The sequence below is a fragment of the Shewanella surugensis genome (assembly GCF_023284005.1).
Lineage (GTDB): Bacteria > Pseudomonadota > Gammaproteobacteria > Enterobacterales > Shewanellaceae > Shewanella > Shewanella surugensis.
The window spans coordinates 1-13,470 of sequence record NZ_JAKIKS010000036.1 but is presented as its reverse complement, the minus strand read 5'-3'; the positions used below and the strand labels follow the sequence as shown (position 1 = coordinate 13,470).

Annotated in this window: 14 protein-coding genes; 3 read left to right on the top strand and 11 right to left on the bottom strand. The window is 38.5% G+C overall.

Features of this window, described 5'->3' with window-relative positions:
• Nucleotides 1–603 precede the first annotated feature (603 nt).
• The 3 genes from L2764_RS10905 to L2764_RS10895 all read right to left on the bottom strand — a co-directional run bounded on the left by L2764_RS10905 (nucleotide 604) and on the right by L2764_RS10895 (nucleotide 3,697).
• Nucleotides 604–2,238 carry a hypothetical protein gene (locus L2764_RS10905; RefSeq protein WP_248940248.1) on the bottom strand — a complete coding sequence of 545 codons (1,635 nt, stop codon included), beginning with the start codon at nucleotides 2,236–2,238 and terminating at the stop codon, nucleotides 604–606.
• A gap of 26 nt (nucleotides 2,239–2,264) precedes the next feature.
• Nucleotides 2,265–3,017: a GH25 family lysozyme gene (locus L2764_RS10900; RefSeq protein WP_248940247.1), complete on the bottom strand. Its 753-nt coding sequence runs from the start codon at nucleotides 3,015–3,017 to the stop codon at nucleotides 2,265–2,267.
• 167 nt (nucleotides 3,018–3,184) lie between these two features.
• Complete coding sequence (locus L2764_RS10895; protein ID WP_248940246.1) at nucleotides 3,185–3,697, bottom strand: GNAT family N-acetyltransferase; 513 nt, start codon at nucleotides 3,695–3,697, stop codon at nucleotides 3,185–3,187.
• A gap of 466 nt (nucleotides 3,698–4,163) precedes the next feature.
• Here L2764_RS10895 and L2764_RS10890 point away from each other — a divergent pair, with 466 nt between their 5' ends.
• The 3 genes from L2764_RS10890 to L2764_RS10880 all read left to right on the top strand — a co-directional run bounded on the left by L2764_RS10890 (nucleotide 4,164) and on the right by L2764_RS10880 (nucleotide 5,733).
• On the top strand, nucleotides 4,164–4,913 hold the full coding sequence (locus L2764_RS10890; protein WP_248940245.1) for a hypothetical protein: 750 nt from the start codon (nucleotides 4,164–4,166) through the stop codon (nucleotides 4,911–4,913).
• Nucleotides 4,914–4,970: 57 nt separating this feature from the next.
• Entirely contained in the window at nucleotides 4,971–5,429 is a 459-nt protein-coding gene (locus L2764_RS10885) for a hypothetical protein (RefSeq protein WP_248940244.1), read from the top strand.
• Between the two features lie 91 nt (nucleotides 5,430–5,520).
• Entirely contained in the window at nucleotides 5,521–5,733 is a 213-nt protein-coding gene (locus L2764_RS10880) for a hypothetical protein (RefSeq protein ID WP_248940243.1), read from the top strand.
• A gap of 197 nt (nucleotides 5,734–5,930) precedes the next feature.
• Here the strand turns inward: L2764_RS10880 and L2764_RS10875 are convergent, their stop codons facing one another.
• The 8 genes from L2764_RS10875 to L2764_RS10840 form a co-directional block, all read right to left on the bottom strand.
• Nucleotides 5,931–6,791, bottom strand: coding sequence for a cyanobactin maturation protease PatG family protein (locus L2764_RS10875; RefSeq protein ID WP_248940242.1), 861 nt, complete (start codon nucleotides 6,789–6,791; stop codon nucleotides 5,931–5,933).
• 83 nt (nucleotides 6,792–6,874) lie between these two features.
• Nucleotides 6,875–7,759 carry a cyanobactin maturation protease PatG family protein gene (locus L2764_RS10870; RefSeq protein WP_248940241.1) on the bottom strand — a complete coding sequence of 295 codons (885 nt, stop codon included), beginning with the start codon at nucleotides 7,757–7,759 and terminating at the stop codon, nucleotides 6,875–6,877.
• Nucleotides 7,760–7,798: 39 nt separating this feature from the next.
• Entirely contained in the window at nucleotides 7,799–9,196 is a 1,398-nt protein-coding gene (locus tag L2764_RS10865) for an ATP-binding protein (protein ID WP_248940240.1), read from the bottom strand.
• A 322-nt stretch (nucleotides 9,197–9,518) separates the two neighbouring features.
• On the bottom strand, nucleotides 9,519–10,154 hold the full coding sequence (locus L2764_RS10860; protein WP_248940239.1) for a lysozyme family protein: 636 nt from the start codon (nucleotides 10,152–10,154) through the stop codon (nucleotides 9,519–9,521).
• Between the two features lie 72 nt (nucleotides 10,155–10,226).
• Entirely contained in the window at nucleotides 10,227–11,294 is a 1,068-nt protein-coding gene (locus L2764_RS10855; RefSeq protein WP_248940238.1) for a lipase family protein, read from the bottom strand.
• An 85-nt stretch (nucleotides 11,295–11,379) separates the two neighbouring features.
• Nucleotides 11,380–11,967: a hypothetical protein gene (locus tag L2764_RS10850; RefSeq protein WP_248940237.1), complete on the bottom strand. Its 588-nt coding sequence runs from the start codon at nucleotides 11,965–11,967 to the stop codon at nucleotides 11,380–11,382.
• 287 nt (nucleotides 11,968–12,254) lie between these two features.
• Entirely contained in the window at nucleotides 12,255–12,500 is a 246-nt protein-coding gene (locus tag L2764_RS10845; protein ID WP_248940236.1) for a hypothetical protein, read from the bottom strand.
• Nucleotides 12,501–12,629: 129 nt separating this feature from the next.
• A complete protein-coding gene (locus tag L2764_RS10840; protein ID WP_248940235.1) occupies nucleotides 12,630–13,043 on the bottom strand; it encodes a hypothetical protein in 414 nt (137 codons plus the stop codon).
• Between the last annotated feature and the right edge of the window lie 427 nt (nucleotides 13,044–13,470).

The following is a 13,470-nucleotide window of genomic DNA, read 5'->3' as shown; positions in this document are numbered from 1 at the left end:
GGATCACTAAACGCGTTTTAAGTCACTACCTTTGAGTGTATTCCTAACGTAAATATGTGCCAAGAATATACTCAGATAAAGCCGACTATCGCGATTAAACACAAAAAATAGCAACAAGATAAGGTCAATTCTACAAATTTAATTATCATGCTCATCAAACATCTAAAACAGAAGAAGTTAATTTGGCTTTTTTAGCAATAAAAGTAATCCTAATGCCCTACTATGGGCCGCAAAGGTCATATTTGTATTCGCACTGGTTTTTAATAGATAAAGCAGAGGATTACTTCTATCTGGGTTTTTACTTGAAACGAGATTTAACACATTACAGCCCCTCTTTTTGTGTTAAAATAATGAATGGATCCAAAATAATTACCTTTCTCATTACGTTTGTTGCTACAAATGCTTAATGCTCCCTAGTGAGCATTAAGCATCTATGACCAAAACAGCCGCACCTCTGGCTAGCAGAGGCTACGATACACTAAATCTTTCGATACAACATATCATCCCATAGCGATATGGCTTAAGAGTATCAGCTCAACTTGTCTAACATAAATTAATTTCAACATGATCTGAGATGTCGATTTAAACAATCGACTTAGTCCTCTAATCCCCCAAACTGCTTTTCATCTCCATCAATAGAGTCTGCAATGAACATAATGCCTCATAAAAGGATGCAAACGCCTTATCAGGTACCGTCCGTTCCGTTGAAGAAAAAGCATTCATTCTTGATTGAATGGGTTGATCCATCGCTTGATTAAACTTTTCTTCACTGAGTTTGGCCATCGCTTGTTTAAGTTCGGTCAATAATTCATCGGCTTTAGCCCGTTTTCTCTCCCGAGTCGCATTTTCATGCATCTCATTTAGATTATGTTCCACTGAAGTCGGGTTATGCTTCGTTGATACCTGAGTATCACTCAGCTTAAAAAGACTCTCTAATTGTGTGCCCATTTCTTCAATAAACCGCTCAAGATAGTCTCGATCAATACTATCGATATGAATACACTCCGGCCCTTTTTTATGGGTATTAATTTGATAGTTTACCCCCACATTTTTTGCCATATCCATCACCTCGTGCAAGGTATGAAAAGGGTATTGGCAACGACCATCATAATCTAACCGCCAAAAGGCCATCAATGCTTGTGATAATGCCGTTAACTCAGATTGGCTGGCCTGAGCCCAACAAGCCACTTTGAGCATCCTAATCACAGACGAAGAGTGCCCAGCCCATAAAAACAATTGCTGTTTTCTTGCCAATAAGCTCGACAATGCCGTTTCATCTCGACAGGTATGATTCAATCCAACACCTCTCAGTTTACGGCTAAGCGAAGAGGCCACATCGGGAACACATGCTTGGCTCACTTTCCCTTGTCCTCCGCCTATACTGACACTGCAATCCGCTTTTATCTCATTTTCAACTAAGCCTTGCGCTGCGGTTTGGGGTTCCCACGCTTGTTGTTTGCCAAAATAATCCGCCATATCATGTAGTAACACCACTTTGTCTCTCAATGGATAATCCTGAGGTGTTGTCAAAATACTCATCGGTGCATCATAGGTGACTTTTTGAGCAAATAAGACGTTGTTATTGCAGTGTACTGTCCCATCTTGATTAAGTCTGTTTCGATAACTGCCAAAAGATGTCGCCAACTGCAGTTGGCCATTATTCGAGATCATTCTTAAGAGTGTTTGCCCACTTAGCAGCTCCATGGTCACATCGTAAAAAATGTCCCGATTACTCTCAATTAGTTGATTAATTTGATAGTATAATTTATGAATCAAACTGTTCATTAAAATATCAATATACGGATTTTGATACACCGCCTGTGCCAATTTTTTCTCATAGAGCCTGCAATCTCGACTTTGTATCCAAGCATCCAAAGCAATAGCCGCCTCATACCAAAATCGATATTCTCGTTGCTGAAACTGCCAAGATTCTTCTCCTGAAGCATGATAATAATGAGGTTTATCATCCCCACGATAGTGCTCACTATCAATCCACTTACTTAACTGTTTTTGATAACTTACCCGAAATAGTCCAAAATGGGTTATCACTTGAACTAACACTTCCTTTAACTCAGTATTATCCTCCGCTTTTCTTTCTTCAAGCAAAGCTAAAGTCTGTTTTGCATCGGCAAACATTGCATTGAAGACATGATGAACTTGCTCCATCAAATTCCTATTTTTTGAAACCGCGTTATTCATTGCGGTGCAGGTGAGTCGTTCTCCCGCAATGATTAACATATTCACCCCTCCTTTTTACCCATTTCCTATTGATGTGAATCACGAATAAATTTTTTCAACGACGGTAAATTACCATTAAAATGATTTAAGTCTACAGGGGCATTGACCCCCGTCACCTTACCATTTTGAGAATGCTGCCAAAGGCACCAAGTATTACGGCACGTCCCTTTATCCTTCCAAGGCTCTGGCAAAACCGATAATTCTGCACTGTATTGCGCTATCCAAAGCGGAAACCTTGCTAAACGGGGATCATTTAAATAGGTTTTCGAAAAAAACGAATTGGTATAAATTATCGGCCTTCGCTGAGTCTCTTTCTCCACGATATTCAACCATACCAAGCTCCTCTCGCGAATAGCCACGCCATTCATATTATCGGTTATTTCAATATCCAATATGGGCGGTAAATCAGCCGGGTTCCATTCCCCTACTACCGAAAGATATTTCAGCGCTTGTTTTTGTGGATCATCAGCGGCATAAAAAAAATGATAAGCCCCCCGAATTAAGCCATTTTCTCTCATGCCATGCCAATTAATATGAAACTCAGGGTCCACATAGGTTTCTCCCCCCGTAGCCTTCGCGATAGCAAAAGGAAATAGCTGACGATTAACTTGTGGCCAATCAATCCGTCCTTGATAGTGAGACACATCGATCCCCTGAATGGAATAATTATCGGATAATAAAGGTTTGACATATAAATCGGCTATATACCAAACCAATATAAGCCCTAATATCAACATAACGCGTATTTTGGTTTTTTTCGATTGATTGATTTTAAACATTATTGGTATTCTCTGTATTAAATGTATCTTCAACAGAGCAAAATCAATACCAAATAGATAATAATAACCATATCAACCACCCGATTATTATTATTGGATAAAACTATCCATTAAATGCAAAGCCTAAATATAAGCAGGATTAAACTCACATAACGTGAATGTCAATATCAAATCAATATCAGAGTAAAGTCGACTAACCCCGAGAAACCATCTTGATACATATTAGGGTCAAGGCACTCAAAACCTAACTTTTTAAGCACCTTTTGAGAGGCTATATTATAGGGGAAAACCTGTGCTAAATATTGTGTCACCCCCTGATTTTTCAAAGTATACATTAATGAAGAAAGTGCTGTAGTGGCATAACCATTACCTTGATACTCGTCTCCAACCCAGTAACTTAATAATGCAGTTATTAGTCTTTCTCTATCATTAATCAAACCAAAACTTATCCCACCGATGATACCTAAAGAGTGATGAACAATAAAAAAACGTCCTTTTTGCAATGAGTCAGTCCCTTTAATAAAATGTCTCACATCATTAATCGATTCTATCGGTTTTATGGCCAAACCCTCACAAATCTTAGCACTCATCAAAGGAAAGATAGCCTCCGCCATTTCCAGAGAAACCGGCATGAGATAAAGTTCAGATATTGCGGGCTGCCTTAAGGGGATTTCTTGCATATTATAGTTCTCTCTTATTGCTACTTTATTTTTATTATCTGAAAATTATTTTATTTAATATAACATTCATCAAACGATTAACATGTAGACACAACGAAAGCATTAATATAGCCAACTTTTATCAATGGATAAAATCGACCACGAACATTTTAATATTGGATGAATACATCCCATATATGCAAACAAACAAAACCATACTAATAATAAAATGGGGTCACATGGTTATATTTTTCTGAGTATTAAATAAAACAAACCCCATGAATAAAAAATAGTCATTTCCTCCGTTATCAAACCCCAAAACTGTCCATAGCTAAAATAAATAGGGACGCAAGTGTCCAATTTGATAATGTGGTCTATTTATTGATCCTTATGACTACCTTATCTATAAAATAACCTTTAAATATCACTCAATAAATTAATTGACAAAAATAAAATTAGCTTCTATTCGATTATTATAGGATATACTATGATTGAAATACCAAAATATTTATCTTTGCTAGATACAATTAAACAATTATTTCAAAATGAGAAAACAGAAAAAACAGATAAGAATGACCTACTAAACTGGGCAAAAAAAATAGCGCTATTACAACTTCAAGTCACCAGTCAATCGGTCTCTCAAATACTGGTAAACTCCCTTATTCATGACTCGACTCAGATCATGGCCATTAATATTAAGCGCCATAATCAACTCAATTCATCAAATGAAGCAGAAAGACAACACTTAAATCAGTTTCATCTACTTATTGAACATTTTTATCAAGCTTTAAACCAGCTCAGCCCCACCTACACCGATGAAGACATCAGCCAGCAATGGATGATAACCTCTCAATCAGAAAGAAAAATCCCCCCCGTAGAGGCGATTTCAGATACGACAAGCTCCGATGCTGCCATAGAAAAGAATCGCCAAGCTGATACATCAGAATTAGACCATTGCCATTCTCAGGAAGAGATGACAATTACAGCTAATAGCTCAATTACGCCCTCTAGTACAGCATCTAAACGCCTTCAACCTATGTCTAGTGATGAGTCCCAACAGTCGTTCATCACTGAAAATAACACCACTCAAGCATCCATTGATAGCGTGTCCAATATCATTTATGAGGGAACGAATATGAACAAAGAGCAAAATCGCAAGCCACTAAACAATGAAAAACCATATAGCCAAAAAGATTCCTCTTTTTTAAAACAATTATTCGATGACAAAGAGGAATAACGCCAACATGTGCCCCGTTATCCCCGTCCCTTTACATTACCCACAGGAGTATTCATCGTGTCCGATCCTATCTTAGAAGAACCGTGGTTTCTTAAAATGAATACCATGCTCACTGAAGTCATTATCAATAGCCACTTAGCAGAAAGTCATCAAGATGAGCTAACAAGCTTCGAGAGAAAAATGAAGGTTTTTTTCACTGATATGAATGAGTATCAATTAAATACCCATCAACCTGAGCTGCAGAAACAGCAAGCGGTCAGTTTTAGCCAGCAATACTTGCCGCTATTATCCGGATTAAGTCAGCTTTACCTTGCTTGTCTCGATCCCGAAGCGGCAAGAGGACGCTTTGATTATGGCAAAGAAAGACTTAAGCGGAGCAAGCAGCAACAAGATGTCATCCAGCTGGTCCATTTTTTGCAAAAAAAATATACTGATTTAGTGCAAAAACATCCTCATCTACCCATCCATAACCTTGATAATATGGCACTCCATGCTCTGGTAAACGAAGCCGTTTAATACGGTCTTATCGAGACGTCATCGTCTCGATAACGTCTCCTCAATATGGCTAACTTGAATAAGCAACACGCTCATAAAGGAATCCCTCATCATGGACACTAAAGACAGGTTTGATTGGTACTGGCAACCTAAAAACCCACCAAGCAGCACTCAAATTTTAACCAGCACGCAATCTTGTATCGCACTTGATACCCAAAAAAAAGACACACAAGCCCAGTGTCAGCAAATTAAAAAAAAGCATCAATCTCATGCTGACAACATGCAACAGACACTGTCTAAAATCAAAGCTGATCTTAAAAACTAAATGAATGTGGTGAATAACTGGCAAGTAAAAAGACGTTATTGGGGAAGAAAATAAGGAAGGAAGTTTGAAAGGTCATTCAGTCACTATACCGACATCAGCACACTGGAACGCTCTGAATACTTAAAGTTAAAAAGGTTATCCCACCTCCCAATGATATTGGGGGGTGGGATAACCTTCGTAACGGATCTAAGGTTAATTTAATAACGAGGTAAAAATCGCTCAAAGGATCCCAATAAAAAGGGATACTCATCAGTAACATCCACAGCAGAATACCAGCTTTGCGATCCGCCACCATGGGTATTTTGGTATTCAAATACCACTTTCACCACATGCCGATCACCGCTCATCATTGGCAACACTTGAATATTCGCCAACCTCGCATTGGGCGCCGATTGACACCCTCCCTCTTCGTCATAAAGGATGCCATAGGTACGAGAATAAATGGCTAAGTTTTGATATAAAATATAATTAAGCGCGCGATCTTGATCATTATCACCACGGTTTGTACTTAACGAGAGTATTTCAGAAACGATCAATTTTAACTTATCGACATCAATATTGGGCATTGTCCCCTTAATAGACTTGATGATTGAACAAGGGCTCACCTTCGTCAGCCGTTTCACATCGACATTAGGCAAACGACTGGCTAGTGAGGCCTGACTATAGCCCACTAACACCATCGGCCGCGAGAGTTTATTTTTTCGAGGTTTAATCGCTAAAATCAATGCACTTAATTGCGACTCCGTAGGCGTTAAACAATATATCTCATGACCATAGCGATTGGTAAATTTCCAAGTCATCTGACGAGCTATATAACGATAGCTCGGCTTCGACACCAACTCATAGAGCTGTTTTTCAATATGATCATTTGACGTTTCAGGAGCTTGTGCAGAAGTCACGGGTAAAAATTGCTGTTTGTTACCTTTCTCATCTAATGACAATAAACAACGCTCAAATTCCTTCCTTAGTCCTTTTGAAGGAAAATCAGCTTTTACATATCCATTGAGATATAAATACGTTAACTGATCCGCGCCACTAACCGTTGGTATTTCATTCATCTTATGAGTCACTCCTCATATGCCTTAACATTATTGATGAGCATACTTGCTCACCACCTTGTGGGTAAAAACTGAGGTAACACTTAGCTTGAAGGCACATAATCCATTAAATTCGAATGAAGAAAAGGGTACAGATCCGTCACATCAACACTGGTATAATAAGTACTTTGTCGTCCACTGACATTGCGTTGATAGGTAAAAATAACATCGATAATGGTTCTTCCTGGTGAGTTATTTGAACGTTTTGTTTCTAAGTTTTCTAAAAATTGATCGCTGTCTTTATCTTCAGTCCCACTCTCATCTTTACTAAACGCTAATCCCGCCGTTTTGGCATAGATCGTGGCGTATCGATAAGCCAGAAAATTCTTAGCACGCTCATGATCTGAGGCACCGACATTAGGTTTGGGTGCAAGGGCGGTTAATACATCTCGTATTGACGTTGTCGTGGTATTATGAACACTGAGTTCTTCCATTAACTCAGCAGTGGTAAAGTGGTATAAATGTTGACACCTCACCATAGGCAAAGGTTGACTGTTACTCAATTCATCGGGGGCAACAGGTCCTAAAACCCCCACAACAACCGATAAGACTTCATCGGCCACATTATGTTTATCACTCACCTCAAGGGTATTAATAAACTCATTTAACTCATCATTGCTATTGGGCAGCAATACATAAGCGTCTTGGTTATCGATGCTTAAAATCCAACTAACTTGCTCAGCAAGATACCGATAAGGCTGATTATTATGCCTATCTTTATAAGTGAATAGATCATAATAATCCTTAGGCTTAAGGTTAAGCAACTGGGTCGCCGCTTCACTTTCTTTTTCTAAGCCTAAATTAGTAAAGTGCGGTCTAAGCTGCCCGGCGGCATAAATGTATTTTGGTGGCGTTGCCACACTCATATGACTCGACTCTAATGGCATAGATGCCGATATGACTTCTTGCTCTGTGCTTTGTTGGTGCATATTTCCTGTTCCTTATTGTCATTTTAATGAGGTAAACCATTAGCCAAAGATGTCAGCACTTGAATCCGTAACTGCGTCTTTTTGATTTAAGTTGGGGATTTTTTGACGTCGGATCCCTTCCAACAAACTCGCCTGAGAAATTTCATCCGTGCCGAGACGTAAAGCCTGTAGCGAAGCGAAGCGGATCACATTCATGATCTCCGCACCTGAAAGCACATGTTCAGCCGCAATCATGTCTAAATTAATCGATTGATGTAACGTTGATTTTTTAGAGAAACCTTGACGCCACAACGTCAAACGCTCATTCACACTGGGCAGAGGAAAATAAATCACAGATTCGAAGCGCCTGAAGAAAGCGTCATCCAGATTGTCTTTCAAATTTGTGGCTAATATGCTGATCCCAGAAAAACTTTCTATCCGCTGTAATAAATAGGCCACATTTTGATTGGCAAATTGCTCATTAATCCCAGACGCTTGGGTACGTTTACCAAACAACGCATCGGCTTCATCAAAAAATAAAATCCACTGCTTATTTTCAGCAGTAGAGAAAACTCGCTCTAAGTTTTTTTCAGTCTCGCCAATATACTTGGAGATGATTTTCGACAAATCAACATGATAAACTTGATGTGATATCGCCTTTCCTAGCACACTCGCGGTCATTGTTTTACCTGTTCCTGGAGGACCATAAAATAATGCTCGATAACCGGGCCTTAATTTATTCATAAACCCCCAATCAAACATTAATGTCTCCCCATATTGGATCCAAGATTTAATTTCTTCTAATGGCTCCATGACACTTTTAGGCAGCACCAAGTCTTGCCAATTAAGTTGACTTTGCACCCGAGTGGCTGGAAACGCGTCGGATAAATCCGGACGGTAATGCTCTGAGGTCGTAAAAAAAAGTAAATATTCAGTCTGTAGCCTCAAAGGCGTTTTCATTGATAGAGGATCATAATGAGGAGAATGCAAATATAAGATTTCATTAAGTCCCTGTGGATCAGTGGATTGTAACTGGCTTTGTACCTGAAAACGTATCGATAAATCATCCCCTCCAAGTAAAAAGCTGACCGTTTCTCCGGTCACATAAAAACACGATTCCATCTCTACGCCAGCAAATTCAGTAAAAGGCCGCTGAGTCAGCTCATTGTGACAATTCAATACATCTAATACGTTAGGCTTTAATGCGGGGAGCAGGGCCAAGACTAATATTAACCTCATTTGAAAATCCAATTGATGCTTAACAATAAACTGAGCATAATGTGAATGAGATTGTTGCAGATCCGGAGGTAATATATCAAAGATACTTGATATATTAGTGTCTTGTTTAAAATGCAATTTCAAACGTGTATCAATAATTTGTTCACACCAGGCCATTTCTTTTTCTAAATCATGAATATTTGACCGCATCAAAGATAAAGCATCACTTTCTGGATCCATTATAAATACATTATTGTTAACCATAAAACGCCAACGTTCATTATCGAAAGACGTCTACCTATAGCAAGTCGAATACCAAAATATTAATAAGGTGATATTAGACCACCATAAAAATTATATTGGCTAAAAACAGCCAAATTTATAATGAAACGTGATCCTTTTATCAATGATATCGTTTTGTATTTAACAACCCTTTATTAGGTGGATAAAATAAATCAGCTTAATGACAATAACAATGGTCATTATTACCCAGACCAACATGATATAACGGTCAGATTGAGCCAAAGACAACAAGCCAAACCCATTCTCATATTATTGCCATCTAAAATTGACGGATTTGTCTTAATTGAGAGACGAGTTCCTTTGCTCTGCTTCCCACTGTTTTAGCCCAACTTGATTTGGCTAACTCTATGGCAGCAAATTGATAGGCTTCTTGATCTAACGCCGACAACATACCGTTAAAGCGAAGTAATGCATTAATCCCTACATCAAAAGCCATATTGATCAGCACTGCTTGATGTTGATATAATAAACGTGAAAAGACAGGCCAAGCTTGTATCAAAGACAATTCAATGCGTTTAATGTCATTTTCAAGCAAGTATAACGCCTCATGTCGAGTAATACCGTTATCGAATAAGTAAGCCACTTTTTGATGATTGGTAATGAGATCAGCCAAAGATAATGCCTGCTCATTTTTCGTGCTGCATTCCATCTCTAATAAAGGTTTGAGTCTTTTAACATCATTGCCAATTAAATAATGAGCTTCAGCTTCATTAATCCCCGTAATGGATACATTTCGGCCAACACCAATAAAAATCTGACTCTCTCCCCGTAAATAAATACCACACATTAATCCTTCATGCCGAATGAGTTGTTGTTTTAATACTTCTTTATTTGATAACACGGGTTGTTTGATTGACGGAACCAGTTTAATAAATTCATTATGATTATTTTTCATATTATTACCCTTTAAAATATCAAGAATAAAGCACACCCCTCACTCTTGAGATTAATATTGATAAATATGTTTCTACTCATTTTTAGGTGCTCGCTTATTGGCTATCATCATTAATTTTTTTCGATAGATAGCAATAGAATGATCCGCTAAGGCTTTTTTCCAGCTGAGGTTTTTAATAATGAGTCCTTTGATACGTCGAAAAATACTCACAGAGACTAATAATTGCACATTACGGTATTCTCCATTAATGCAATGGGTCATATAACGCATATCACCGCCATGATAGTACCCCCCAAACTTGGCTTGCAGTTTCAAGCAAATCGTCTCACCAAACTTTGGGATAAAACGTAAAACCCAACTCATCGCAGTAATAGCATCCGCGCCTGGGGGCATCATGGTCACACAATCAGCGGCATTCACTAACCGATAAATCGGTGTTTTAATGGACATCACCCAAGTTTCATCGCCCACCCGAGGAGAACCAAAAGTATAACAGGCAGCAATACCGCCTTGATGTCGCAACCTTTTGGCAGCAATCGTCGCCAGCGCGCCGCCTAAACTATGGCCGGTAATTAACAGTGGTTTATGCTTGAAGTCCAGTCTATTTAATACCTCTTGTAACATGGGTGCGACTTTTCCATAGGCTTCATTAAACCCCGAATGCACCATCCCCCCAGACTCACAACGCGTGCTGATGGCTTTGATATCCGTTTTAATGTCTTCTAAGCTATCAGACTCGGTACCTCGAAATGATAAAATCAAAAATTGTGAACAACTCACCAAAATAGCCTGAGTACCACCTTCATCAAATGTCTCGACTAATTGCATGCGTAAATGTGCTAACTCACAGATCAGTAATTTTTTTTCCTCCAGATGATCATAAGCTAGACTCTCAATCATCTTAAGCAAGGATGACTGAGACTGTTTGCCCATCAACTCACCGACTTGGCTTAATAACTGCCTCTTAGCAAGATCATCACTAATCAGTGGATTAAAGCGTACATAAGCCAACTCTGATAAACACGCCATTAACCAAGCGGCTCTATCACTGTAAGCTTGCCGATAAGTCGGCACATCTCTATTTAATAATGCTTCAACTTGTTGTTTATCTAATGACGATTGTATTATTTCAGTTTTCAATGGATTGTCCTTATCACTTTAAACTCAGAATTTCAGTCATCTATCTTTAAAAAATCAATCACGTTTACACATTAACGCTCATCCATTAATACGCCTTTAAGGCCTTCATTAATGCCATGCCTTGCTTGGTTAATTGCGCTTGTTTAAAATCAGTTGGGGAGCTGGCGATATAATCTGCTGTCGCCAGCTTTTTATAAGACGTTATCGCTCTGTCATCGGTATAACCTTGATTTTTCATGATAATAAAGAAGGTCTCTTCCGTTAGCGTTCCATGACTTGAAAACGCTTGCATCACCGCCTTATCCACCTCATCCAGCCCCGCTAAATCCACTTTAACTTGTAACTCAATCCGATAAGCCTCTAAAGCCTGCACCACCTCATCGGAGTCCATGCGACTTTTCAATAAGTTATTTAATTTATCCGTTAATTTAGCTTCCACTTCATTGACTGACGTCAGTGTCGGCGCTTCAAACTGGCGACTGTCTCGAATATTCGTCAACGGCTCCCCTTGAATACTGGCGGCCACTTCTAATAGCGACTCTTCATCCACTACCAATGTCGATAGAATCATCAACACCAATAGGGTCAATATATTTCTAGGGGCATTAATGAGCAATAACATCATGGCTAAGGCCCCAAATACCATCCACATTTGATTTAATTGCCAATCCACAATAATAAAAACACTTACTCTCTCTTTTTAAAGAGAAAACAAAAAAGGCCAATCAAACGCATTCTTCTTTATTCATCTAAACTCAGGTTAATAACAACCATATAGTAGGTTTAAAATAACAAAGCACATTATGTTTATGACTAAAAACTGCGTTTATTAATTACGGATACATGTTTATATACCGCCATTGGAGATACTGATAATAATAGGACTGAGAGAGAAATCATTCACATATATTGCTTCCCCACTCGCACCACTGTAGTCTCCCGCACGATAAAAATGCCCTTCTATTGCAAGCCATGAATTAATATCATAACCCGCTGTAAACTCGCGCTCAGGGTTCCAATCAGCGCACCAAATGACACTTCAAGTATATCTGTCATTGAATGCCCAAAGTCGGTGAGATTTATCCGAATGGATTCACTGGAAAAAGAAATCATTGCTGCAGCGATATTCACACCTACCGCTACTAAGATGGCTATAATAAAAACACCTAAATAGATTACCAGCACTGATTTCGCGGTAATATTCATATTTCCCACCCATTTTTTACTTTACTCATTAGTCACTATTCAGTGAATAACTCGCATTATTTAAGTGCATACTGAATAAAATATCACCTCTAATTGGGTGGCCAAATTCATTGTACCCTCCTAGCAAGCTTAGTTTTTTTGTTTGCTGACACGCTGAAACACAATAGTAACTGAGCCAGATAAAAAAGCGAGAATGGCACCAAGTATGATATTAAATGATTGGGATGCTAATTCCTGTAAATCACCAGCGCCTTCTGAATCTTTCTTCATACTTTCTATCAAGAGATTAGAAAGGTCCTCATCACTCAACATTTTTTCATTGGACGGTGAGTTTTTATACTCATCCAAAATACCAATATAACCTCCTATGGTATCTTGAGGGTTATTAAAGTCTTGATCAAAAAAAGCGATATAGCCTATGCCAACCAATAATAGAATATACACCAATAACACCATTACCCACATAGCAATAGGATTTGACTTAATAACGTTACTTTCATCCTCTTCCACTTGCTTCATAATCTCACTTTGACTCTCATCCATTTATCACCTCTCTATGTTAGCCATAACGAAAGTTAAAAAATTAATGCTCATCATTGTTAAATGCTGATTAAAATACCAACTGACTTATCAACATCAATTAAATATTTAATTCGGAATATATCTCCCTGAAGCTGCTATATCACTCAAGAAAAAAAGTGATATTCGTTTTTAAGCGGGATTAGTTATTTTTAACGTCAGCCTATAAGTACCTGAGTATTAAATTACCATAAATTCGTTCACTATTAGAGCAACGTGATAATTTCAGTACTTATCGCATCATTGGCTAGATCTCAGAAATAAATGAAACAAGTTAGATCCCTGTTACCTCATGAGTTCACCACGCTAGAAGAAGCGTTCAAGAATCATCCTAAACATCGCTGTAGAGTTCGAGCTCATGCAATATTGAGCAGTTATCACGGCTTCACTA

Coding starts and splice junctions, on each gene's coding strand:
- L2764_RS10905 (WP_248940248.1), bottom strand. CDS start 2,238: ATGTTAATCATTGCGGGAGAACGACTCACCTGCACCGCAATGAATAAC.
- L2764_RS10900 (WP_248940247.1), bottom strand. CDS start 3,017: ATGTTTAAAATCAATCAATCGAAAAAAACCAAAATACGCGTTATGTTG.
- L2764_RS10895 (WP_248940246.1), bottom strand. CDS start 3,697: ATGCAAGAAATCCCCTTAAGGCAGCCCGCAATATCTGAACTTTATCTC.
- L2764_RS10890 (WP_248940245.1), top strand. CDS start 4,164: ATGATTGAAATACCAAAATATTTATCTTTGCTAGATACAATTAAACAA.
- L2764_RS10880 (WP_248940243.1), top strand. CDS start 5,521: ATGGACACTAAAGACAGGTTTGATTGGTACTGGCAACCTAAAAACCCA.
- L2764_RS10875 (WP_248940242.1), bottom strand. CDS start 6,791: ATGAATGAAATACCAACGGTTAGTGGCGCGGATCAGTTAACGTATTTA.
- L2764_RS10870 (WP_248940241.1), bottom strand. CDS start 7,759: ATGCACCAACAAAGCACAGAGCAAGAAGTCATATCGGCATCTATGCCA.
- L2764_RS10865 (WP_248940240.1), bottom strand. CDS start 9,196: ATGGATCCAGAAAGTGATGCTTTATCTTTGATGCGGTCAAATATTCAT.
- L2764_RS10860 (WP_248940239.1), bottom strand. CDS start 10,154: ATGAAAAATAATCATAATGAATTTATTAAACTGGTTCCGTCAATCAAA.
- L2764_RS10845 (WP_248940236.1), bottom strand. CDS start 12,500: ATGAATATTACCGCGAAATCAGTGCTGGTAATCTATTTAGGTGTTTTT.
- L2764_RS10840 (WP_248940235.1), bottom strand. CDS start 13,043: ATGGATGAGAGTCAAAGTGAGATTATGAAGCAAGTGGAAGAGGATGAA.